The sequence below is a fragment of the Gemella sp. genome, assembly GCF_057272915.1.
Genome location: NZ_DBHIUF010000016.1, coordinates 2,861 through 27,859, shown reverse-complemented (window position 1 = coordinate 27,859; position 24,999 = coordinate 2,861). Strand labels below are relative to the sequence as shown.

Sequence of the window (24,999 nt, the reverse complement as noted above, 5' to 3'; positions counted from 1 at the left end):
AAATTATATAAAACAATATTGATTTAAAATATAAAAAAAGAGCTTTTTACTCAAATCCTACATACTCCTTAGCAAAAAAGGGAGGACTCAAAAATCGTGATTTCTCAGAAATCGATTTTGTTGAGTCACCCCCCACAGTTTATTAGATATCTAAAGAGCTTTCATAAAGTGAATTTAGATATCAATAAACCACTGCGTCTATGAGTTATCATATACACTTTTTTAAAATTTAGGACTTTTGGGTCAGCCCTCTAATAATTATTTCAAAATTTTACTTTCTAAATAATCGCAATATTTCATCTCTAGATTTTGAATATATAAATTCGGTGCTTTATTTTTTATTTTTCTAGCTTCGGCTATTAAACCTAAAGCTTTCTCATCATCTAAGTTCACAGCATATTCGTATGTCGCTAAAATATTTTTTGTTTGTGGATTTTTTTGTTTAAGCCTTGCTAATAAAGTCTTATCCTTCATAAGTTCTTCTAATAGCTCATCTTCTGGATTCACTAAACTTATTAATTTTACTAACAATGCCATAAGTTCAACTTTGTAAACTGGTAACAAATCATCTCTTTCTACGTATAATTTTCTTGATTCATTATATAAAGCATCAAACTCAAAGAAATATTCTAGTCCATCTAACTTAATAAATTCTAGAGAATCAGTTAGATAATTAGTATTAGTTATTTGTAATGAATTTATTTTCTCTACTATTTCTGGTTTTTCTATTAATAAATTTTTACCAATACTTTGATAATATACGTATTCTAATTGTAAGTATAGAACAAATCTAGTAGTTTCATCTTTACTAGCATGATAGAACGTCATTCCATCGTTGAATCCCATTGGAATCAAGTTTAGAAAAGCTAATGCAAACCCTATTAAGGCGAATAGTAATGTATAATAACTTGGTAAAACCAACCAAAATACAATAGAAAATACTAGATTAAACGTTACTCCACCTAATAAGTATAATTTATACTTAAACTTCCCTTCAACATATTCAGGTGCTCTCATCAGACACTGACCACCTGTTCCTGCTAGTCTTTCAAATCTAATTTTAAGTTTTCCATTTTCATCTTTTATAATTTTGAAATCAAACACTCTAAAACTTATAAATTTGTATCCTGACAGTAATCCAAAAACTAAATGCCCCGCTTCATGAATTATGACTTGTAAAATAAATACTACTACTCCTGCAATTAACAACAATATGATATTTGGAGTATCCACTTTCGAAAGTGAATCTCCTGCAATCTTACCGACAGAATATCCTATTATCGCCCCAACAATCATAATTCCTAATATTTGTAAGAATCCATTAATAATCTTTTTTTTCATAAATTATCCTCCTATTCGTTTTTTTCGTGAATATAATTCATCATTTCGCTAATATTTTTAATATTTTCGTCTACTAAGATATACATCCATTCACCCATAGCTGTTGCAAAAACTGCTGGCACTCTATCAATTAAGCGAAGTTCTTTAGAATATATATTATAAATATCTTCATTAGAATATTTATAAGTATATTTATCACGTCTTGACAAAGCAATACCATTATAGTTATTCTGCACTTTTTTCGGCGAATTACCAACTACAATATCAGCATACATCTCAAATAAATCACATTCATAAGTATGGTTATATAAATCAACTGTATATCCACCCGCAATTCGATTATTATATTCTAACGCAATATAATCGTTATTAGGTAATTTGAAAAATTCGATATGGAAGAACCTTTCCTTCATTCCAAATTCTTTAACAATATTTCTACCATATTCTTTTAGTTTAGGATCAATTTCTTTAGAAATTATATTTCCATAATCTAGGCTATCGTTTAATAAATCTAATGTGGGCTTTGTATAGTAAAAGCTTGTCTCAAATACAACTTCTCCTTTAGAATCAATTAGACCATCATACGTACAAAGGACACCATTGTCCACATAACTCTCAATAAAGTACACAATATCTTGATTCCACTGTTTTTTAAAGTTTTCTACATCTTTTTCTGATAAAAGTTTATAAGTATTATTTGCTCCTACACCATTATCAGGCTTAGCTATAACTGGTAATTTAATATCTTTTATCACATTTTCAAGTTCTATAATTGTTTTTACTGCTTTCCCCTTAGCAACTGGTACTTTAGCTTTTATAAATCGTTCTTTCATTTTCGATTTATACTTTGTAAAATCTAAATTTTTAGGTTTTACTCCCGGTATGTTAAATTGTTCACGTATTATCGAATCCAACGTTAACCAATGTTCATTATTAGACTCAACTCTATCTATAACACCATGTTTATAGATTAAGAATGCTACACCTCTTAATACTTCTTCATAATTTTCTAAATCATTTACTCTGTAATATTCAGTTAAAGTATTTTTTAAATCATTTGAAAGATTATCATAACTTTCACTACCTATTCCTAATACTCTAACTCCTTTTTCGACCAACTTTCTTGCAAAATTTTCCTGTGAAGTTGGAAAATTTGGTGATACTAATAAATAATTCATAATTGCCCCTTCTTTCCTCATTTTATTCATTAGTTTACCATAAACTTCACTAATTTTCCAATAAAAAAATATGAATCATCTTCTTAACGTTCGGAAAATGATTCATATTTCATCTTATTCTTTTACATTCACTGTTAAATTTTGCAAATATGTTTTAAATGATGAGTTAACCTCTTCACTTAATCCTTTAGTAGCATTTAAATCCACTATTATTTCTACTTTTTCATTATAAGTTTGTGTCATAATGATATTACTTAATACACAAATATTTGAAACTAGTCCACAAAACTCTACTTCTTTATAGTCACTGCGTGAGATGAATTTCGCTAGGTCTATGCTTCCGAAGGAAGTTTTATTAAAGACTTTCTTAGCTTGTTTTTCATATCCAGCTACTTTTCCATAGAGATTATGACCTTCGCTATCAATTATACAGTGTTCAATAGGTAAATGTTTACCTTCTCTAGTTGTAAGATAATTAGTATAGTGAGTGTCTTTTGTGAAGATTACATCTTGACCAGCTTTTAAATACTCTTCAATTTTGTTAGCTATTACTTGATCAAGTTGTTCTGCTGTTTCAAATCCTAAAGCACCATCTACAAAGTCCTTTTGATAATCGACTACTACAAGTAATTTTTCAGTCGTATCATGTTTTAACAATACCCTTAGATATAATAAAAATGCCACAAATGCTAAAAATCCTAAGCAACAAAAAATAATATCTGATTTAAATTTCGGATTTGTTCTTTCATCTAACACTACAAACTTAACTAAAACAGCAGCATCTATCAATAACAGAACTAGTAGATATTTCATTCTTTTTCTAAAATATACAGCAAAATCTTTTGCGCCTAATTTTTTATAAATTAAGTAGATAAATAATGCTGCAATACCTAAAATAAATAACATCATTCCATATTTGTGCATTAATTTAAACGCATGAGGAGCACTTGGTCCCAATACATAACCTAGAGTTATAAACACAACCACCCAGAATACTCCACCAATTGTTGAATATATATGGAATTTTTTGGCATCTATACGTGAAATCCCAGAAAAATATCCAAGTATATGTCTAACACCTGGTAAAAAGTACGCTATTACTATTACTATATTACCGAACTTATTGAAAAATTCCGCTGCTTTCATCATTCTATATGGTGTAAGTCCAATATACACACCATATTTATCAACTGCTTTTGTTCCTAAGCGTCTTCCCACTTCATAAGAAAACTGCATTCCTAAAACAGTTCCTAATGCACTTGCAATAATCATACCAATATAACTACCATGACCATTATATGCCATTATACCAGCTACAACCATCATCGTCTCACCTGGCAATGGTAAAGCCGCAAATTCCAAGATAAGCGAAACAAATAATATTATATATACGTGTTCAGCCAATAGTTTAAATAACATTTCCATATATAAACTATTCTCCTTTTTATTTATTTTCTTATAAATTATATCATATTTTATAACCAGTTAAAAGCTAAATAGGTAAATTATATATGATATAAATAATATTGTGAATTATCTTATCATACGTAACTTATAACTAGTTAAAAAATTTTCTTGTTATTTAAAAAAAGCAAAATAAAACTAGAGCTTTACTATCTGTAAAACTCTAGCAACTTATTAATTTTTATTTTCTTTCTTCGATAACTTTTACTAAGTCTTTGATTTGAACGATGTTTTCTGCATCTTCATCAGAAAATTCAAATCCGTATTTTTCTTCAATATCCATTACTACATCAGCAACATCAATTGAATCAGCATCAAGATCTTCATTTAATCTTGATTCTAAAGTAATTTTATCCGCATCAATTTTAATATACTTAGTTATAATTTCTTTTACTTCTTCAAAAATTGCCATTAATTTGTTTCTCCTTTTTCCATCGTTTCTATCATTATACCATAAAGTTTTGTTTTGTGTATTTGTTTTGCTTGTTGAACTGCATAATATAGTGCATTTTCATCAGCTGAACCGTGAATTTTTATACTTGGTTTTTTTATCCCTAATAAGAAGGCTCCACCGTATTCACTATAGTCAAATTTTTTCTTAAATGCTGAGATTCCTTTTTTTACTAATAAAGCAGAAATTTTTGTTATAAAGTTTTCTAAGAAGATACCCTTAATCATTTTTCCTAAAGAACTCGCCACACCCTCTATAGATTTCAATAAAATATTTCCAGCAAATCCATCAGCAATAACTATATCATATTTATGTTCAAGAATTTCTCTTGCTTCTATATTTCCTTTAAAGTTAGTAATATCTTCTTTAAGTAACTTATGAGCCTCTTTATATACTTTATTACCTTTTGATTCTTCAACACCAACATTAAGTAATGCTACCGAAGGTGTTTCTATATTATAGATATATTTCATATATAATTGACCAAGTTTAGCATAATTTACTAAGTCATCTGGTTTAGCTTCTACATTTGCACCTAGATCTGTAAATAAGAACTTATGTTCTGATCTTGTCGGTAATAATGAAGCCAACCCTGGTTTAGAGATACCTTCAATACGTCCTAACATAAATAACGAACTAGCCATAAAAGCACCAGTACTTCCACCAGAAATTGCTACATCGATGACATCATTATTTAAATCAGCCAACATTCTTATCATTGAAGCATCTTTTTTCTTTCTATGAACACGTGCTGCATCATCAGACATCAACACCTCTTCAGTACAAACATTCTTAACAATATTTTCTGTTTTAGTTATTTTGTTTAAGTTTTCTTCAAGCCCATAAACATAAAGTTCTACCTCTTCATCTTTATAGCTATTAACAAAATTAATAATTCTACCAGGCTCATCTACTCCTAGTATATCAATACCTATTTTCATAATATTATGCACTTTCTTCTCCTATTAATTTAGCCTCTACTACAAAACGACTTTCCCATTCACCTGTTTGTGGATTAAAGTTATCGCAAGTGAATAATTTTAATATTTTCGGTTCGTTTTCATGTTGTTCTAAAATTTCAACTTGCGTTGGTACTACATCATAAAGTTTATTTACTTCATATGTACGCAATTTATCTTTTGAAATAATTTGAATTTTAGCACCATTTTTAATTTTTGTTAAGTTATTAAATCTTATTCCTACACCTTGCACACTGTGTCCTGCGATAACAACATTTTGCGCATCTAAATGCGAAGGTTCTTGAGATGTTGCTACTCCATTAATTAAATTGATTTCAGTAACATCTTGGAAAATTGGTTCTTCTATATCTACACTATCAATTTTTAAAATTCCTAACATTGAGTCAGTTAATTTAATTTTTGACTCATTATCCGTAAACATTTTTTGCCACCACGGTATGTCTACTTCACCTTTATTATTTTTATAAGCTGTAATAATCTTATCATTGGCATTTCCTGTTAAATATTCTCTAATTTGATTTTTAAATATTAACACCACCGATGTACATAACAGTACTACGATAAGAATATTCAAAAAAGTATTTTTTAACTTTTTATTCATTGTATCCTCCTATATTATCGTTTCTTCTAAACCAACATACTGCAATAATCTTTCTTTATTATCAGTTACTTCTATTATTTTCACCGCTAATTTTTTCGCTAAGTACATTAAATCAACATCGTTAATTAAATCGGCAACTTTAAAACTTGGTACACCACTTTGCTTTGTACCAAAAAAGTCACCTGGTCCACGTTGTTTTAAGTCGAATTCTGCAATTTTGAAACCATCATTTTCTAAACACATTATATCTATACGTTCACTTTTCGAATCAGTTACTAATATACAATAAGACTGAAACTTACTTCTTCCTACACGACCTCTTAACTGGTGTAGTGTCGCGAGTCCAAAACGGTGAGCATCTACAATAATCATAAATGTAGCATTTGGAACATTTACCCCAACTTCAATTACCGTAGTAGAAATAAGTATATGTATTTCTTTATTTAGAAATCTCTCTACAATTGCATCTTTTTCCTTGTTATTCATTTTACCATGAAGTATTGCAATTTTATAATCATCTGGTAGGTAATTTTTAATATTTTCGTACGTTTCCTCTACATTTTGAAGATCCATCTTCTCGGATTCTTCAATCAATGGACAAACTACATAACCTTGTCTTCCATTATCGAGCTCCATACGAATATTATCTAGCACCTTATAAAAACTCTTATTTGTAGCTTTATATGTCTGAACCTTCTTTCTACCAGCCGGTAGTTCATCTATTGTAGATACTTTAATATCAGTAATCAAAGTAATTGCCAAACTTCTCGGTATTGGAGTTGCAGTCATCATTAGTGAGTTAACAGCTTCCCCTTTGTTACTTAATAATTGACGTTGTTTAACGCCGAAACGATGTTGTTCATCTGTAATTACATATTTTAAATTATTGAATTTTACATCTTCTTGAATTAAAGAATGTGTTCCTATTAACAATTCTATCTCACCAACCTCAAGTAGACTTAAAATAGTATTCCTTTCTTTTTTTGGAGTACTGCTCGTTAGCAACGCCACAGAAATATTCAAATCTTTAAAAAACTCGAAAAATGTTTCAAAATGCTGATTTGCTAATATCTCAGTTGGCGCCATAATCGCTGTCTGATAACCTGCTTTTATCGTTGCATATAACGTTGCTGCTGCTACAGCAGTTTTACCACTACCAACATCCCCCTGCAATAATCTATCCATCTTATAAGGATTATTTAAATCTTCTATTATTTCATCAATAACACGACTTTGAGCTCCTGTTAGCGTAAAAGGTAAACTATTCTTAAAATCATCGATATCTTTGCTGTTTACTCCAACACAATATCTAGTATCTTCTATCCTACTATTGATATTTTGAAGCTGCAGTTTTAACTGATAATTAAACAACTCATGAAATGCAAACATCTTCTTCGCTTTATCAAATTCCTCAGAATTTTTTGGATAATGTAGCGTATATAAAATCTTATCTAATTTCCAAATCCCTTTAAAATTTTCAGGCACTAAATCTAAAATAACATTTTCACCATCTATCATATTAAATGATTCTTCGACAAGTTTTGTAAATTTCTTCTGTGTAATACCTTGTTTTAAGTGATAAAAAACTTCTATACTATCACCTTTAGGCTTTTCATCAACAACATTAAAACTTACGCTTGAAGCAGTTATTGTATTATTTGCAGCATTATAAGTCCCTTTTACAACTACATCCTTACCTTCAACAAGATTTTTTTTCAAATAATGTTGATTAAAAAAGACGATTTTAATACTACCAGAAGTTGTTAATAAAGTAAAAAAAGATCTACTTCTTCGATTTCCATAAAATTGAGTACTTACCCTAGTTTCTACCTTTCCAGTAGTTATAACTTTTTCATTATCCTTAACAGAAGAAGAAAAATCAGTAGAACTAGATACTCTATAAGGAATATTATACAGAACATCACGAATAGTATAAATTTCTAGCTCGTTCAAAGTCTGTAAATATTTCTTTCCAACACCTTTTATAGTTCCTACTGATTTTTCTAAAATATTAATCATTACCGAATAATAAACTCCTATATTTTTCTCCAGTTTTTGTGATTGCAAGACCACCTCTGGCAGTCTCTTTTAATGTTGTGGACATTTCTAATCCTATTTTATACATCGCTTCTAGTACTTCATCCGCAGGTATTCTACTCTTTATACCTGCCAAGGCTAAGTCAGCAGCCATAAGTGCTGTTGATGCACCGGCAGCATTTCTTTTCACGCAAGGAACTTCCACCAATCCTGCTACAGGATCACATACAAGACCAAGCATATTTTTTAAAGCTATAGCAAATGCATGAGCACTCATCTCAGCATCTCCACCCATTGCCTCTACAATAGCTGCCGCAGCCATTGCACTTGCAGAACCTATTTCTGCCTGACAACCACCTTCTGCACCAGAACAAGAAGCATTATTCGCTACTACAAAACCGAAAGCTCCGGCTGTAAATAACATTTTTAATTGCGTTTCTTCATCAATATCGAATTTTTGTTTTAATGCGTGAATACAACCTGGAAGAACTCCAGCCGAACCCGCAGTAGGAGTTGCACAAATTAAACCTAACGAGGCATTCACCTCATTAGTTGCAATTGCTGCTGCAACTCCATTAAGAAAATCGCTACCTGTAATTGACTTACCGCTGTTTATATACTCTTGAAGTCGCTTAGCATCTCCTCCTGTAAGTCCTGTTTTTGAACTCACACCTGCCAAACCTTCTTCAACAGCTTGCATCATTACATTAAGATTTCTTTTCATCAATTTTTCAACTGCAGAACGTGTAACACCATTTAATTCAATTTCTTGTTCAATCATTAATTCTGAAACTGGTTTATTTTCTAATTTTGATTTTCTAACAATCTCTTCTAAACTAGTAAACATCTGGTTTCCTCTACAATCTATCTGCAAATTTTACTTCATTAATATACTCTAGTTCAGTTAATTTTTTAATCTTATCTTCAGTTAATTCTTTTTGTGACTCTACTACTAATAAGTTTATTCCCTCTAAAATAGAGCTAGAATACTTCTCACTTACTTTTAAATCACCGAAGATTTCTTCGATTCTTACTGAAAGATCTTTTTTAGTATCATCTTTAAATTTATAAAATATGAAATAACAAGGAAAATCCCCTGATAAATTTACATCAAACCCTAGAAGTTCGAAAATAACCATTTTTCCGCCTCCTATTGACTTCCCAATAAGATCTAAGTTATGTCTACCTGCTTCAACTTCTATTTTTGCAGTATTGGGATGAATATGCTCAATACCACTTTCTATAAATTCAAATTCCATTCCTGCTAATTTTGCATCTTCCATACTCGTTCTTATACGTTTATCAGAGGTGTTATAACCTAATAATCCACCTATTAATGCTATGTCAGTTCCATGCCCTTTATACGTTTCTTTAAATGAACCATATAATGTTATTTTTACATTTTCTGGTTGTTCACCAAAGATATATCTTGTAAATAGACCAATACGAACTGCTCCTGCTGTATGTGAACTTGATGGACCTACCATTACAGGTCCTATAATATCAAATACACTTCTGTATTTCATATTTACACCTCCAATATTGTAGGTAATATAACAGGTTTCCTTCCTATTTCACTTTCTAAAAATTGCCCTAAAGCTTCTAATATTTGTTGTCTTATATGATAAACACCACATTCTTCATTTTCTAATGCAGCTAATACAGCCTCTTTAATTATTACTTTAGATTGTGCAAATAGTTCAGTAGATTCATTTACATTTACAAATCCACGACTAATTACATCTGGATTGTTCATTAGTTTTTTATTTTTAAAATCAATTGCGACAGATACTACAATAACACCCTCTTCAGAAAGCTCTTTTCTATCTTTAATAACAACGTTTCCGATGTCTCCAATTCCAAGCCCATCAACATAAACATCAGACGCATCAAACTTACCAGCAATTCTTGCACTATCACTAGTTAAAGCTAATACTTCACCATTTTCCATAATAAATGAATTTTCTAATGGAATATCGCACTCAGCTGCTGTTTGAGCATGAATAACTTGCATTCTATACTCACCGTGAATAGGCATGAAATATTTAGGTTTAATAAGTCTGAACATTAATTTTTGTTCTTCTTTCGAACCATGACCTGATGTATGTACATTATTAACACTTGATGTAATAACATTAGCACCAAGTTTTGATAATAAATCAATATTCTTGTTTATAGATAATGTATTTCCTGGAATAGCTGAACTTGCAAAGATTACCGTATCTGTCGGCATAATTGTAATTTTTTTATGTGTTCCATTTGCTATTCTACTTAATGCTGCTAGTTCCTCACCTTGAGTACCTGTACATAAAATAAGTAATTTATTTGGATCCACTTGGTTAAGGTATTTACTATTAACAAACGTTTCTTTAGGTGCTTTAATATATCCTAATTCTGTTCCTATTTTAATAGCTTTTTCCATAGAACGACCAAATACCACTATCTTTCTTCCATGCTCAATACATGCTTCTACTACTTGTTTTACACGATATACGTTCGAAGCAAATGTAGCAAATATAACTCTATGTTTTTCTTTACGTAGTATATTAGAGATAGTTTTCCCTACTTCTTTTTCACTTTGAGTAAACTCTGTTCTTTCTGAGTTTGTTGAATCAGAAAGTAAACATAATACGCCTTGTTCACCAATTGCTGCCATTTTGTGCAGGTTAGAGCCTTGACCAACTGGTGTAAAGTCAAATTTGAAGTCCCCAGTATGAACAATATTCCCTTGAGGAGTATTTACTATTACTCCAAATGAATCAGGAATTGAGTGAGTTGTATTGTGGAATGAAACTTTTAGATACTTATAACTTAACACTGTATCCTCATCAATTACATTCAACTCGGCTCTTGCTAATAAATTATGCTCCTCTAATTTAGATCTTATTAGACCTATAGCTAAAGGTCCACCGTAGATTGGCAAATTCACCTTTCTAAGTAAGAATGGTAATCCACCGATGTGATCTTCGTGACCGTGAGTTATTATTAACGCTTTAATCTTATCCACATTTTTCTCAATATATGAATAATCTGGAATTACATAGTCAATTCCTAGAATATTATCTCCAGGAAACTTAACTCCAGCATCGATAATAACTATCTCATCTCGATATTGGACTGCATAGGTGTTTTTTCCAATTTCCCCTAGACCACCGATGGCAGCTACACCTACCTCATTTTTTTTAATGATCTTATCCATTAACTTTCTCCACTTTGAAGTCTTCAGATTGTTTCTCGAATTCTAAGTATGCTTCACTTAATTCTTGAACAAGCTCCACGTTGTAATTTCTATCATCTAGATACTTTCTTACTGCTGGTACTCCATCAGCTTCAACATATAACACTTGAGTGTTCTCCCTTACTGGAATTTCTTTCAAATTTTCTTGGTAAAATACTTTAAATACTGCCATTAATAATCTCCTATCATTTGTTTTAATATATTTAATGTGTAATCTATTTCATTTTTTGTTGTATTAATATTTATAAATGAAAACTGTATAATGTTTCTTTCTTGTAGATATGAACTCTTGTAATGAATAAAAATATTATTTATTGCAAGTGAAGAACCTACATTAAGTGAACATATACTTTTTGGAAGTTCTACAGTAATTATCACTGGAGAAACTTCTTTATCTTTAAATTTCATAATTGGAAGATTTAATAGTTTTAAGCCTTCCTTCATATATGAATATTTTTCTTTAACCTTTTCGTATCTTTCATCAGTTTTAAAGGCATCCAGCGCTGTATTTAGTGCCTCCATTAAAATAGACGGTTGAGTGAATGGTATTGATGTAAGTTTGTTAGCATAATGTAAATCTAGATATAATGGTGTGTTTTCCAAAGGAACTAACTCACAATTAGAACCGACTATTGCAAGACCTGCAACTGAACAAAATGCTTTACCTGAAGAACAAGCAACATAATCAACATCCTTATAACTATACTTAATAGCCCCTACTGCTGATACAGCATCCACTGCTAATACTAAGTTATTTCCTTTAACAATTCTAGTAATCTCATCTAAATCATTTAGTATTCCAACACTAGTCTCATTATGAACTACATAAACAAAATCATAGTTTCCAGATTTAAGTTTATCAGATAGAATGTCTAAATCAAAACTCTCTCCAAATTCTACAGAATAAGCTTCAATATTAAGACCATGTCGCTTTGTTTCACGAACCAATCTATTACCAAATTCACCATTAGCTAGCACTAATCCATTAAGAAGATTTCTCCCCTTTAATTGAGCCATAATCGCCTCATTTGCTAGTGTTGCTGAACCATGTAATATCGTTGCTTGTTTTACATCTAGAATATCTTCAATCTTAGCTAATGTATCTTTAGTTAAAGTAACAAACTCACTGCTTCGATGCGAGTATAGTTGCTTAGATAATTTCGCAACAACATCTTCAGATAAATCAACCGGACCAGGTAAAAAGTTTATTCTTTGTGCTTGAGACATTCTTTCTAAAACTTTATTCCCAGGTTCTAACTTAAGATACATTGGCATATATTCTGCTTCTTTAGTACCTACATTCTCATGGAATTTAACAAATCCCAGATGGTTATATAGTTTTTCTTGTCGTGTAGTCCCTGAAATAAACACGATATCATAGGCGTTTTGAATTATATAGTTAAATGTTCTTTGAAGTAACTCAGTAAAAACTTTTGTTTTTCTATACTGTTCTTTAATTGAAAGTAATCTAATTTCTACTGGTTTTTTGTAATCTCCTTTATAAAACTTATCAATATCATTCAATTTCAAATCTAACGAAAAAGGTCTTTGATCAGATAACGAAATCATCCCAATAACATCATTTTGTTTTTTTGCTATAATATATATATTTTTATCATGAAATTTATCTTTTAATTTTTTTGTTTCATTTTCTTCATGTTGAGGAATTTCTTCAACAAATGTTTCATAGTTCAACTTGAAAATTTGTTCATATTCTTCCGCTGTATTTGCTATTTTATAAATCATAATTTTTCCCCATAAGTTTATTTGGTTAAATTTTCTCTACACTATATCTTACCATAATTACAACTTTTTTTCAAACTAACATGGCTAAAAACTCAATAAATAAGAAATTTATTGATTAATATTTAATATACATTCAAAATACATTTCAAAAAATAAAGAAGACTCATATTCATAGAGTCTTCTTTATTTATTTGCTTAATATTATTCTTAAAGAATACGTTGATTTTTAAGTGCAGTTACAAAATCAGTTAATTCAAAAATTGCTTTAGCTTCGATAACTTTTTTCAGTTTAGCAGCAACAAAACCTTTAGCTTTTTTACCACCCATAACATCGGCAATACCGTCTTTATGTCCTAATGAACATACAACCCCACGGTTGATGTATTTGAAGTCACCAACTTGTTTTCCACTGATTCTAGCTCCTACGTATGCACCCATTTGGTTAGCGATTTGAGCTGTTGTTGGATATGGTCTTTCTTGACCAGTTTCGATGAATGCTGCACAATCACCAACGATATAAACATCGTCAAGTCCTGGCACTGTTAGTTGTTGTGTAGTAACAAGACGTCCACGTTTAGAAAGTTCTGGGAATGCTTCGTCCATAAGTTTGTTTCCACGAACACCTGCAGTCCATACTAATGTAGACGCAAATAGTTCTTTTCTTTCTCCATCAACTTCAATAGTAAAGCTATCTTTAGTAGCACCTTTAATTCCAGCTCCTAAAATTATTTCAATACCATTATCTTCTAAGTATTTTCTTGCATAATCACTATACTCTTTAGTGAACATTGGTAATAATGTAGGGGCTGCATCTAATCCGTAGATTTTAACTAATTTTTCATCAATTCCATATTTAGAACATAATTCTTTTTTACGGTGAACTAATTCTCCTAAGAATTCCATACCAGCAAGACCTGTACCACCAACGATTACAGAGATGTCTTTCACATCTTTTTCTTCGCTTGTAGCATATTTTCTAAAATTACCTTCTAATGTTTCAGAGATTTTTTCAGCAGCATTAATATCAGCGATTGGCATTGCATTTTCAGCCATACCTTCAATTCCGAATGTTTCAGGTTGGAAACCTAATCCAACTACTAAAACATCGTAATCAAGTTCATGTTTTTTAGTTAATACTAATTTTTTCTCTGTATCAATTTTAATTACTTCGTCTTGAATAAATTCAACACCTGGAGATACTAAATCTTTAACATCGATACAAATATCTCTTGATGCAATGTTCCCTGCTGAAACTTCGTGTAAGTTTACTGTATCATAGTGATAAGAGTTTTTATTTACTAAAGTAACTTTTACCTCTCCAGCCTTAGCAGCTTTTTTTAATCCTTTTAATGTCGTTAGTCCTGCATATCCAGCACCTAAAATTACTACGTTTTTCATAGTATTAATTTCTCCTTTTTGGGTTATTTTGTATTTTATCCACAGCAGCAGCCGTTACCACAGCAGCCACCATCTTCATCATCATAAATTTCAATCATATTTGGATTGTGTAATGTAAATTCACTTCCAAACTCATCTTGAACATAATCAATTTCAAGACCTTTTAAAAGAAGTTCATCTTCTTCATTAACAAGAACTTTTAAATCTCCAAAGTTAAGCACTTTATCTCCTGCTTCTAATTCGTCCTTGATATCAATAGCGTAATGCATTTGAGTACCTTCTAATGCAATAGAAATTTTCAAATAACTATCTCTTTTATCAGCATCAAATAACATTTCTTGGAATTTTCCAACCGCTACATCTGTTATTAAGATTAATTGGTTATCTGTATTAGCCATAAAATGTTTCCCTCTTTATTTTTATTTTCTAGTTATTATTATAACCGTTTTTTTTATAAAATAATAGTATCTTGCTTACTTTTTATAAAATTATTTGTGAAAATTTTATGAATTTTTTCGAGATATAAAATCACATAAAACTTTACTCTATTAATATGCTTAAAAACCATATTTCAACACTACTCTGGTGCACTGACTTTCATTTTAACACTAACATTAAAGTTACATATGTAGTCAATAAAATATAAAATTAAAAAATGCCTTTCATGAAAATTTTATTAAATAAGATCTCCAAATCCACTACTATATTCTCATTTATAACACATAACTTATTACTTACTAATATTAAACTTTAATACAGATTTATAACTATGTATTCATTAGCAGGTAAATCTCCAACATCAGGTCCCGATGAAATTTAGTTTCAGGTTAAATTTCAGTTTATTTTAAGTAAGAATTAACTTTGGAAATTAACAATATATATTTCATTCATACACACTCTATAACGTTTTCTACTTTGGTTGACTTTTTCTAATACGGACAGTATAATATTTCATAGAGAGGTGGTTGTATTTTGAATAAAGAATATTATGAAACTGTTGAAAAAATTAAATTTGAATTAGAAAAAATACGCCCCAAACTTATTATGGATGGCGGGAACATTGAATTTGTTAATTATAAAGATGGTATATTAAAAGTTAGATTCCTTGGTGAATGTGCTCACTGCGAACTGTCCCACATTACTTTAAAATATGCAATAGAGAAAACATTAATAGAAAAAATACCTGAAATAAAAAAAGTCCTACAGGTGAAAATGAGCGTTGTTTAGACGCTTTTTTTATTATACTAAAAAAAGAGTAGACAAAAGTCTACTCTTGATAACGTCCCAGAAGGGATTCGAACCCCTGACCGACGGCTTAGAAGGCCGTTGCTCTATCCTGCTGAGCTACTGAGACATATTTAATAATTACCTCTCTCTGAAGTACTTTAATAGTATATCAATTATTTTATATTATGTCAATACTTTTTTTTAGAGAATTATAAATATTTTTTTAGTAAAATAGTTATTTCAACAATTAACTTATCTCAAATAGTTGTATTAACGTATTATCATAATTCATTACAAAATTAAAAAAGGAAAGCCGAAGTTTATCAAACAGCTTTCCTATAAAGTTTATAAAAATTATCTTCTTAATCCTAGAGCTTTAATTAACTCACGGTATCTTTGGATATCTTTTTTAATTAAGTAGTCTAGTAAGTGACGACGACGGAAAACTTTTTTAAGTAATCCACGACGACCTGCGTGATCTTTTTTGTGAGTGTTTAAGTGCTCAGTTAAAGCATCGATTTCTGCAGTTAATACTGCGATTTGTACTTCTGGAGAACCAGTATCTGATTCGTGAGTACGGTATTGAGCGATAATTTCTTGTTTTCTTTCTTGACTAATTGCTGCCATTGCAATTTCCTCCATATAATTTTATTTTGCGACCTTAATCCTAGTGTAGAACCTGGAGGGTTTCTATACCACGAATAAGGAACATAAGTTATTGTACAACATTTTTTAATATAATTCAAGAGATAACATGTAAAATCAGTACAATAATCAATATTTTAATAATCTTTTTCTTCGCAAGTTTTTTTATCTAGCTTAAGTTGCTCTTTTAAATGATCAAAACTTTCAAATTTTTGTTCTTTTCGTAAAAATTCATAGAAGTAAATTTCGATTTTTTCTCCATATATATCTTCGTCGAAATCTAAAATATGTGTTTCTATAAATTTTTTATTTTTTTCATCTGAAACCGTTGGATTATAACCAATATTTGTAACTGATTTATAAATCTTATTATTAACTTTAATCTTAGTTATATAGACACCATTCGTCTCAGGTAATAGATATTTACCATCCAATTCAAGATTAGCAGTCGGAAAATTAATCGTTCTTCCTAGTTGCCTACCTTTCACTACTAATCCAGTAATAGAGTAAAATCTTCCTGTATATTCTTTATATTTTGAAAATTCACCTTTTCTGACGAATTCTTTTAATAGAGTCGTAGATATTTTCTCGTTATCTATTTTCTCTTTTTCTAGAACAATTACTTCTATTCCCCTATCTTTTATCAATTCTGGTGTTCCTAATCCTTTAAAACCAAATCTATAATCAAATCCACAAAAAACCATTTCTACATTTAATTTTTTTAAGATATTATTTATAAATTCTTCAGCCGATAAATTTTGTAATTTTTCATTAAATTCTAGATAGTACACCTCATTTACACCAAGATTTTTTAACAGTTCATTTTTCTTATTAGTTGGTGTAAGAGATTCCTCGCTAGTTTTCCCAAAATATTCCTTTGGACTTTTATCTAAAGTAATTACTGCAGATATATAACCTTTTTCTGCAGCCTCTACAGCACGCCCTATTATACTTTGATGAGCTTTATGAATACCATCAAAAAATCCTAATGCTGCAACTCTCTTTTTATTTTCTTCCTTAATATCACTAATATCTGAAATATTAAATATTTCCATCTTCATCTACCTACTCTATTATTTTTGGAAATGTCGTTTTTACTGATAATAATTCATCTTCTTTATCTTTTAAATGATAAATTGCAATTGCCTCATTCTCATATGTAAAAACTATTCCATCTGTAAAATCGTAATCTGGGAATTGATTTTTTCTAAACCTCAATCCATTCATTACTTGTTTCGCTCTAAATTTTGGAATTTCTACAAATTGAAACTCCTCAAGAGCATATTCTTTTCTTAAAAGACTTTGTTCTAAACTTCCTTCTTGAACTTTTTGATCAACTTCTGATAACTTCAAGCAGTTTTCCAAAGTTATTTCACCGCTTCTAGTTCTTGTTAACTTACTCATCGTACTAGGTAAATTTAATTTCTCACCGATACTTGTGGCTATAGTTCGAACATACGTTCCTTTCCCACAGCTAATATCAATTGAAAAATAAAACTTATCATCTTTATAATACTCACTGTTTTCTATAAATGAAATATCATAAATGTTAACTTTTCTCGTTGGAATTTCTACATCAAATTGACCTCTTCTAGCGTACTCATAAAGTTTTCTACCATTAACTTTAATTGCAGAATAGATTGGTGGCGTTTGCTCTATTTCTCCAATCATAGATGATAAAATATCTTTTATCTCGTCAATGTTAATATTGCTAACTTTACATTGATCTACTACTTCACCTGTAAGATCTTCAGTCGTAGTCTTAAGACCTAGGCAAACTTCCGCTCTATAGCTTTTCCCTAAATCCATAGCATAATCACTTACTTTTGTAGCTCCACCAAGCAACAGTAATAATACTCCATCAACTTCAGGATCTAGTGTACCCGAGTGCCCAATTCTTTTCATTTGAAGAATTTTTCTTGCTTTAAAAACAACATCGTGACTTGTAATTCCACGTTCCTTGTAAATTGGTAAAATACCTTCAAACATTATTTCTTATCCTCTTTTTTCAAACAATCCGGACACAAACCATAAACTTCGAACTTATGCCCATCAATTTGATAACCTTTCAACTCATCAATTTCTAAATTGTCACATACGTGTACATGAATAATCTTAGCTTTTCCACATCCTAAGCATATATGGTGGTGATGATGGTGATCAGTTTCTAAACATCCGATTTTAAAATATTTTTCACCTTTTATTTCAGTTGTTTCCAAAATCCCTAATTCTTCATAAGTACTTAGATTTCTATAGATTGTATCAAAACTTAGTCCAGGATACATTTTACCAAGAGTTTCAGAGACATATTTTGCATTTATATATCTATCCTCATTTACTAATAGCTCAACCATAGCTTTTCTTTTATCAGTATACTTATATCCTTTTTCTTTTAAAAGTTTCATTATCTTATCAACTTTTTCTTCTGATATTTTCATAGGTAACCTCCTGTACTAACTATTTTTTAAAGTCTACAAACGACTTACTTCTTAACATCGCAATCTCATCTTTATACGGTGCAAGATCTTTCTTTTCACCATACCAAGGTGTTTCTAAAATTTTAGGAATATCAGCAAACTCATCTAAGTGTACAATCCTATTAATCGCATCAAATCCAATACCACCATATCCAATATTTTCATGACGGTCTTTATGCGCACCTAATGTATTCTTACTATCATTAATATGTAGGACTTGAATTCTATCTAATCCTACTATCTTATCAAACTCAGTAAGTACTCCATCTAAATTATTAACTATATCATATCCACCTTCAAAAACGTGACAAGTATCAAAAGTTACTGTTAGTTTTTCATTTAGTGTAACTCCATCAATAATTTGAGCAATTTCATCAAATGTTCTTCCACATTCACTACCTTTTCCTGCCATTACTTCCAGAGCGATATTAGGTTTCATATCTTTTGTTAAAACTTCATTTAATCCTTTAACAATACTTGCTATACCTACATCAGCTCCCGCCTTAACGTGTGATCCTGGGTGTAGAACGATATTTTTAGCACCAATTCTTTCAGTTCTTTCGATTTCTAACCTTAAGAAATCTACCGCAAGTTGATATATTTCAGGTTTTATAGTATTCGCTAAGTTAATAATATAAGGAGCATGTACTACAATATCACTTATATTATTTTCTTTCATTAGCCTATGAGCTTCTTCAATACGTAGTTCATCTATTGGTTTTCTTCTAGTATTTTGAGGAGCCCCTGTATAAATCATAAATGTATCACTATTATAACTAGCCGCTTCTTTTACAGAACCAAGCATCATTTCTTTTCCAGACATTGATACATGTGATCCTATTTTTAAGTTCTTCATTATTTACCTCTGTTTGCTCTATTAGTACGTTTAGCAAATTTTCTTCTTTCTTTTTGTTTAAGTTTATCCATTTTATATTTATATTTTTTCTTATAACCTGGTTTAACTTTTTTAGAAACTTTTACTTTTGATTTTAATTTCTCAGTTAAATTATGATCAGCTACAACTTTCTTTCTACTTTGACGTTTATTTCTGTCTTTAGCTTCAATGAATTCACCATTTCTAATATCTTGGTGATTAAATTCAATTCCACGTTTTTCTAAGTCTTGTAGTTTTTCTTCATCTTTATTGTTGTAAATTGTAATACAGTCTCCGCTTAATCCCGCGCGACCAGTACGACCAGCTCTGTGAATGAAGAAATCTAAATCATTAGGAATATTGAAATTGATTACATGACTCACTCCTTCAATATCGATTCCACGACTCATTAAATCACTTGCAACAACATAAGTGAAATCTAAGTTGTTAATTCTTCTTTGCATTTGTTTACGTTCACGCGGTGTTAAATCTCCGTGTAAAACACCTACATTTAATCCTTTAGAAATAAGATAACTACTTACTTCCTCCACCTCAGTTTTCTTATTAGCGAAGATAAGTGCTAAATATGGATTAATAACTGTTGTTATTTCATGTAATTTTTCTAAACGTGAAGAACTCTTCTCGGGAATTAAAATATATTCAATTTTTCCAAATTTTGCATTATCAACTTCGATATATTGTGCATTTTTTAGATATTTTTTTAAGAAGTGATTCATTTGTGTTGGTATAGTCGCTGAAAATACTAAAAATTGACAATTTTCTGCTGCTCTTTTAGAAATTTTATCAACATCTTCCATGAATCCTAAGTCAATCATCATATCACATTCATCAATAACAAGACTCTCAACTTCTTTAATTGCTAAAGCACTTGCTCTATCTAATTCTAATACGCGTGTTGGTGTACCAATAATAATATGTGGGGCATTAGACACTCTTTCAATATCTCTATTTAAATCTTGTCCACCGATACATAGTGTAATTTTTATATCTTCTTCGCTGAAGCTAGCTATATGTAACGCCATATCATATAATTGTCTAGATAGCTCCCTTGTTGGTGCTAAAATTATACTTTGTGTTTTTTTCTTAGTTACATCTAATTTACTAAAAATTGGTAGTAAGAAAGAATGACTTTTCCCACTTCCTGTTTGTGATTTCGCTACAATATTTTTCCCTTTTAATACTGGTGAGAATACTCTCTCTTGAATTTTTGTAGGATTATCGAATCCTAAATCTACTACTGCCTTATTTACAAATTCATTAAATTTATACTGTTCAAATGACTTTGGTAACATTAAAAATCTCCTCTATAATTTTTATATTTTCATTCAATGGTCTTTTCTTATATAGTCCACAATCTTCTGCGTAAAGCTATTTAAATAATAATCCATGCTTCACGCCATAATAAACCATCTTTTATTATACTATAAATAGGTGGAATTATCTATAAAAAACACCGTAGTGTTACTTGTTATACGTTTTCTTTATCATCTATTAAAATATAACAAAGAAAAGAGGAGTGACTCAAAAACAAGATTTTGTAAAGTCAATCCCTCAAAGTTTATTAGATGTCATTTGTTTTGACGTATTATTTCATCCATTTCTTCTTTATATTTGTATTATAAAGGAATTTACGTTTGGAGGCTAGATACCTTTTTGTTTGGCGCTTACGATATTAATTATATTATTATCTACAAATACGCTTCAAACTCTTCTTCTGTTATCCCTAGCTCCTCACACGCCATCTCTTTTGTTAGTATATTATTATTTACTAATCGAGCCATTGTTTTTATATATTTTCCTCTTTCTTCCTCGCGTCCTCGTTCCATTCCGTATTCTATTCCTTCTTCGCGTGCATAAGCGTACGTCGCCCAGTGGTGGTCTAGTTGTCTTGTTCTTTCATCATACATGTCTTTTTCCTCCTTAGTCCAGTTTCTAACATTTAATAAATCATCAGCCTGGTCTATAACTTCACCAGGTTCGCTTGTATATTGTTTGTTACCGAAAAATTCTAGCCAACGTACTTTATTGTAACTTTCTTTTAGTTCTGGTTTATATTTTTTAAGTTCTAAAAATACGATTTTTAATAACGGCATTTCTTTAGTGTCATTATCTACATACATTTTTAGTTCGGTGTTTCTTGTTTCTTCTTTGATTAAAAATGTACTTATAGGATCATCGCCACCAAAGTAGTTTTTGTCTACTATCGCCGCTACATAAACCGGCGGTAGTTTTTTATAAATTGCTAGTCTTTCTTTTTCGTTTTGTTTTAGTTTTTCGATATTATCATTAACTTGTTTGCATAGGTAAGCCCAGATTCTATTCATAAAGAATACCTGCTTAGCTAATTGCACTTCGATTATAACTTGTGCGTGGTTGTCTAGTTCAACAAGTATATCAACAGCTATGTTAAAATCATCTTCTACATTACTGTTAGCTAGAAAGATTTTATCTCCTCCAATTAGTTTTGCACTTTTTGCCGGTAAGTCGAAGATATCTTTTACAAATTGCAATGCTACCGCCTCATTACAAAATACTTTTTTAACAACCAGATCATAAATTGGTTTGATATTTTTATGTCGCTCTTCCATATTTTTTCTCCCCCTTTTTTTATTAATTATAATTTTTTTTAATTTTTTTCTACCCTATTACTAACTTTATTATACTAGAAAAAAATCATTTTTTCTAATGATATCACTGTTCTACGAGAAGTTCAAACACAAAAAATCCAAGAAATGAATCTTTCGATTCTTCCTTGGATTTCTTGCTCTTCTAGATTATCTAAACAGATAATGTTAAAGGTTTATTTTCGATGATTTAGTGATTTTTACTCTTCATCTTTTTTACGTCTTTTAGCAACTGCTAGTAAGCTTCCTAGTACAGCTAATCCTAGACCAGCTAGTCCTGTATTAGTTTCAGTTGTACCTGTATTTGGTAACATGTTTTTAGAAGTTTTTGAATCTTCTTTAGATTTCTTAACTACTTCTACCGGAACCTCAACAGTTGCATAACTTCCATCAGAAAGCTTAATTGTAACCTTCGCTGATGTAGCACCTAAGGCTGCTGTCGCTGGTTTTTCAATTTTAACAACTTCTAATCCCTCTGGTAAGTTGAGTTTTGATAAGACATCTTGATCAGATATTTGTTTTCCTTGCTCAATAGATACAATTCCTTGTACTAATGATTTAAGAGCTTCTTTTATATCAAGTGTTGGTAAATCAAATACTAATGCATCTTGATCAATTTGGTATAAGAATGGTCTTAAAGCTTTTTCGATTGCCTCGATACTTGTTGCTTTATCAATTGCATCCTTCGCTGCTTTAGCTTCTTCGCGTGCTAATGCTTTCGCCTTAACTTTTTCTTCAGGAGTTAAGTTTGTACTTTCATCAATTTCTTTTTCTTTATTGGCTAATGCCTCTTCCACAGCTTTCTTAGCTTCTCCTTTAGCTCCTACTAGATTGATTTTCGCAATATTTTCTTTTCCATCTTCTAACACTTTATTGATATCTTCTGATGTTGTTGCCTTGTCAATTGCATTTTTCGCTGCTTCTGCTTCTTCTCTTGCTGCTTTTTTAGCGGCTTCTTTTTCTTCTTGAGTTAAATCAGTTCTTGCGTCTATTGCTTTTTCTTTTTCTGCTAAGGCTTCGTCTATTGCTTTTTTAGCTTTATCTTTAAGATTTTCTGGATTAATCTTCGCAATGTTTTCTTTTCCATCTTCTAACACTTTATTGATATCTTCTGATGTTGTTGCCTTATCGATCGCATTTTTCGCTGCTTCTGCTTCTTCTCTTGCCGCTTTTTTCGCTGCTTCTTTTTCTTCTTGAGTTAAATCAGTTCTTGCATCGATTGCTTTTTCTTTCGCTGCTAAGGCTTCGTCTATTGCTTTCTTAGCTGTTTCTTTACCGCTGATTGGATTTATTTTTTTGATATTATCTTTACCAGTTTCAGTTTTTGCTGACACATCATCATGCGTTTTAGCTTTTTCGATTGCTTCGATTGCTTTCTTAGCTTCTTCTGCAACTTTTGCCTTTGCTTTTGCTTTTTCATCATCTGTCAAATCAGTTCTTGCATCGATTGCTTTTTCTTTTGCTGCTTTCGTTGCTTCAATTTCTGCTTTCTCTGCTTCTTTTTCTATTGCTAATTTTCCTGATTCTTTAGCTGATTCAACTTCTTCTGTTGTTGTTGCTTTGTCGATTGCATCAGTTGCTTTCTTAGCTTCTGATGCAATTTTCGCTTTAGCTTCTGCTTTTTGAGCATCTGTTAAATCTGGATTTACTTCAACAGCTTTTGTTTTTTCTGCTAATTCTTTTTCGATTTCTTCTTTTGCTTTATCTTTTCCTACTGGATTTACTTCTGATACAGCTTTTGTTCCTTCAGTTTGTTTCGCATCTACTGCAGCTTGGTCTGTTGCATCATTGATTGCTTTCTTAGCTTCATCTGCTGCTTTTTTAGCGGCTTCTTTTGCTGCTTGTTTTTCTGTATCTGAAAGTTTTTCGTTAGCATCAATCGCTTTTTCTTTTTCTGCTAAGGCTTTTTCAATTGCTGCTATGGCTTTTTCTTTTCCGACTGGATTTACTACTTCTACCGCTCTAGTTCCTGTTGATTTTGCTCCATTAACACCAGCATTATCTGTTGCTGCATCAATTGCTTTTTTAGCTTCATCCGCTGCTTTCGCTGCTTCTTTTTTCGCTGCTTGTTTTTCTGCATCTGAAAGTTTGTCATTAGCTTCGATTTCTTTTTCTTTAGCCACTTTCGCTGCTTCGATCTCTGCTTTCGCTGCTTCTTTTTCTATTCCTAGTTTTCCTGCATCTGTTGCAGTTTTAATATCATCTTCAGTTGTTGCTTTATTGATTGCATCTGTTGCTTTTGTTGCTTCTTCTGCTACTTTTGCTTTTGCCGCTGCTTTTTGTTCTGGGGTTAGATCATTATTAGCCACAATAGCATCTGTTGCTTTCTTAGCTGCATCTTCAACTTCTTTCTTAGCTGCTGATTTATCGATATCTTTAAGAAGTTTTGCTGCTTCTGCTAGTTTAGATTTCAACTTATTGATCTTAGCTTGAACTTTATAAGCTTCTAACTCTCCAGCATTATCTCCTTTAGCTACTAAATCTTTAGCTGCTTGTTTTGCTGCTGCTAACTCATCATTTAGTTTTGCAACTTCATCATTATAAGCTTTGATACTATCATTAGTTTTACCTATTGTATCTGCTAATTTTAGATTTTCTTCAGCATTTGCTAAATCATCTTTTTGATCTTGAGTGATCTTGTCTACTAACCCTGCTTTTGCTTTTTCTAACGCTGCTTTCTTATCGTTTACTTTCGCT

The 24,999-nt window shown here is 30.8% G+C and carries 23 protein-coding genes and 1 tRNA gene; 1 reads left to right on the top strand and 23 read right to left on the bottom strand.

The window, feature by feature from the left end; all coding sequences use genetic code 11:
- Nucleotides 1–258: 258 nt before the first annotated feature.
- The 14 genes from ACO6OL_RS06760 to ACO6OL_RS06695 all read right to left on the bottom strand — a co-directional run bounded on the left by ACO6OL_RS06760 (nt 259) and on the right by ACO6OL_RS06695 (nt 14,832).
- Nucleotides 259–1,341 (bottom strand): zinc metalloprotease, encoded by a 1,083-nt coding sequence (locus ACO6OL_RS06760; protein WP_485502590.1) that lies wholly within the window; start codon nt 1,339–1,341, stop codon nt 259–261.
- Between the two features lie 11 nt (nt 1,342–1,352).
- Nucleotides 1,353–2,519 carry an ATP-grasp domain-containing protein gene (locus tag ACO6OL_RS06755; RefSeq protein ID WP_485502589.1) on the bottom strand — a complete coding sequence of 389 codons (1,167 nt, stop codon included), beginning with the start codon at nt 2,517–2,519 and terminating at the stop codon, nt 1,353–1,355.
- 114 nt (nt 2,520–2,633) lie between these two features.
- A complete protein-coding gene (locus ACO6OL_RS06750) occupies nt 2,634–3,944 on the bottom strand; it encodes an isochorismatase family protein (protein WP_485502588.1) in 1,311 nt (436 codons plus the stop codon).
- Nucleotides 3,945–4,164: 220 nt separating this feature from the next.
- The gene (locus ACO6OL_RS06745) at nt 4,165–4,395 is read right to left on the bottom strand and encodes an acyl carrier protein (protein WP_294683610.1); all 231 of its coding nucleotides are present in this window, start codon (nt 4,393–4,395) and stop codon (nt 4,165–4,167) included.
- Nucleotides 4,395–5,387: a phosphate acyltransferase PlsX gene (plsX, locus tag ACO6OL_RS06740; protein ID WP_485502587.1), complete on the bottom strand. Its 993-nt coding sequence runs from the start codon at nt 5,385–5,387 to the stop codon at nt 4,395–4,397. Before plsX ends, ACO6OL_RS06745 begins: the two co-directional genes overlap by 1 nt.
- On the bottom strand, nt 5,380–6,015 hold the full coding sequence (locus ACO6OL_RS06735) for a class A sortase (RefSeq protein ID WP_060913422.1): 636 nt from the start codon (nt 6,013–6,015) through the stop codon (nt 5,380–5,382). The genes plsX and ACO6OL_RS06735 overlap by 8 nt, the downstream gene beginning before the upstream one ends.
- Nucleotides 6,016–6,024: 9 nt before the next feature.
- A complete protein-coding gene (gene recG / locus ACO6OL_RS06730; RefSeq protein WP_485502586.1) occupies nt 6,025–8,034 on the bottom strand; it encodes an ATP-dependent DNA helicase RecG in 2,010 nt (669 codons plus the stop codon).
- Complete coding sequence (gene sdaAA, locus ACO6OL_RS06725; protein WP_485489882.1) at nt 8,027–8,899, bottom strand: L-serine ammonia-lyase, iron-sulfur-dependent, subunit alpha; 873 nt, start codon at nt 8,897–8,899, stop codon at nt 8,027–8,029. The genes recG and sdaAA overlap by 8 nt, the downstream gene beginning before the upstream one ends.
- 10 nt (nt 8,900–8,909) lie before the next feature.
- Complete coding sequence (gene sdaAB / locus ACO6OL_RS06720) at nt 8,910–9,578, bottom strand: L-serine ammonia-lyase, iron-sulfur-dependent subunit beta (RefSeq protein WP_314160740.1); 669 nt, start codon at nt 9,576–9,578, stop codon at nt 8,910–8,912.
- Nucleotides 9,579–9,580: 2 nt separating this feature from the next.
- Nucleotides 9,581–11,251, bottom strand: a complete 1,671-nt coding sequence (gene rnjA / locus ACO6OL_RS06715; protein WP_485502585.1) for a ribonuclease J1 — start codon at nt 11,249–11,251, stop codon at nt 9,581–9,583.
- Nucleotides 11,244–11,462 (bottom strand): DNA-dependent RNA polymerase subunit epsilon, encoded by a 219-nt coding sequence (locus ACO6OL_RS06710; RefSeq protein WP_485481105.1) that lies wholly within the window; start codon nt 11,460–11,462, stop codon nt 11,244–11,246. Before ACO6OL_RS06710 ends, rnjA begins: the two co-directional genes overlap by 8 nt.
- On the bottom strand, nt 11,462–13,036 hold the full coding sequence (locus ACO6OL_RS06705) for an aminotransferase class V-fold PLP-dependent enzyme (RefSeq protein WP_485502584.1): 1,575 nt from the start codon (nt 13,034–13,036) through the stop codon (nt 11,462–11,464). Before ACO6OL_RS06705 ends, ACO6OL_RS06710 begins: the two co-directional genes overlap by 1 nt.
- 207 nt (nt 13,037–13,243) lie before the next feature.
- The gene (locus tag ACO6OL_RS06700; protein WP_485502583.1) at nt 13,244–14,434 is read right to left on the bottom strand and encodes an NAD(P)/FAD-dependent oxidoreductase; all 1,191 of its coding nucleotides are present in this window, start codon (nt 14,432–14,434) and stop codon (nt 13,244–13,246) included.
- A gap of 35 nt (nt 14,435–14,469) precedes the next feature.
- Complete coding sequence (locus ACO6OL_RS06695; protein ID WP_485502582.1) at nt 14,470–14,832, bottom strand: HesB/IscA family protein; 363 nt, start codon at nt 14,830–14,832, stop codon at nt 14,470–14,472.
- A gap of 574 nt (nt 14,833–15,406) precedes the next feature.
- Between ACO6OL_RS06695 and ACO6OL_RS06690 the strand changes: the two genes are divergently transcribed.
- On the top strand, nt 15,407–15,661 hold the full coding sequence (locus tag ACO6OL_RS06690; RefSeq protein WP_485502581.1) for a NifU family protein: 255 nt from the start codon (nt 15,407–15,409) through the stop codon (nt 15,659–15,661).
- A 53-nt stretch (nt 15,662–15,714) separates the two neighbouring features.
- Here ACO6OL_RS06690 and ACO6OL_RS06685 read toward each other — a convergent pair.
- The 9 genes from ACO6OL_RS06685 to ACO6OL_RS06645 all read right to left on the bottom strand — a co-directional run.
- Nucleotides 15,715–15,788, bottom strand: a tRNA-Arg gene (locus tag ACO6OL_RS06685).
- 227 nt (nt 15,789–16,015) lie between these two features.
- Entirely contained in the window at nt 16,016–16,288 is a 273-nt protein-coding gene (gene rpsO / locus ACO6OL_RS06680; protein WP_003144987.1) for a 30S ribosomal protein S15, read from the bottom strand.
- Nucleotides 16,289–16,443: 155 nt separating this feature from the next.
- Nucleotides 16,444–17,361, bottom strand: a complete 918-nt coding sequence (locus tag ACO6OL_RS06675) for a bifunctional riboflavin kinase/FAD synthetase (RefSeq protein WP_485502580.1) — start codon at nt 17,359–17,361, stop codon at nt 16,444–16,446.
- A gap of 10 nt (nt 17,362–17,371) precedes the next feature.
- On the bottom strand, nt 17,372–18,295 hold the full coding sequence (gene truB, locus ACO6OL_RS06670; RefSeq protein ID WP_485502579.1) for a tRNA pseudouridine(55) synthase TruB: 924 nt from the start codon (nt 18,293–18,295) through the stop codon (nt 17,372–17,374).
- Complete coding sequence (locus tag ACO6OL_RS06665) at nt 18,295–18,744, bottom strand: Fur family transcriptional regulator (RefSeq protein ID WP_060913828.1); 450 nt, start codon at nt 18,742–18,744, stop codon at nt 18,295–18,297. The genes truB and ACO6OL_RS06665 overlap by 1 nt, the downstream gene beginning before the upstream one ends.
- Nucleotides 18,745–18,763: 19 nt before the next feature.
- Complete coding sequence (locus ACO6OL_RS06660) at nt 18,764–19,639, bottom strand: deoxyribonuclease IV (RefSeq protein ID WP_485502578.1); 876 nt, start codon at nt 19,637–19,639, stop codon at nt 18,764–18,766.
- On the bottom strand, nt 19,639–20,970 hold the full coding sequence (locus ACO6OL_RS06655) for a DEAD/DEAH box helicase (RefSeq protein ID WP_485502577.1): 1,332 nt from the start codon (nt 20,968–20,970) through the stop codon (nt 19,639–19,641). Before ACO6OL_RS06655 ends, ACO6OL_RS06660 begins: the two co-directional genes overlap by 1 nt.
- A gap of 396 nt (nt 20,971–21,366) precedes the next feature.
- Nucleotides 21,367–22,266 carry an Rpn family recombination-promoting nuclease/putative transposase gene (locus ACO6OL_RS06650; RefSeq protein ID WP_485502576.1) on the bottom strand — a complete coding sequence of 300 codons (900 nt, stop codon included), beginning with the start codon at nt 22,264–22,266 and terminating at the stop codon, nt 21,367–21,369.
- Nucleotides 22,267–22,502: 236 nt separating this feature from the next.
- Nucleotides 22,503–24,999 (bottom strand): DUF1542 domain-containing protein (locus ACO6OL_RS06645; RefSeq protein ID WP_485502575.1); only part of this gene is annotated, 2,497 nt, incomplete at its 5' end.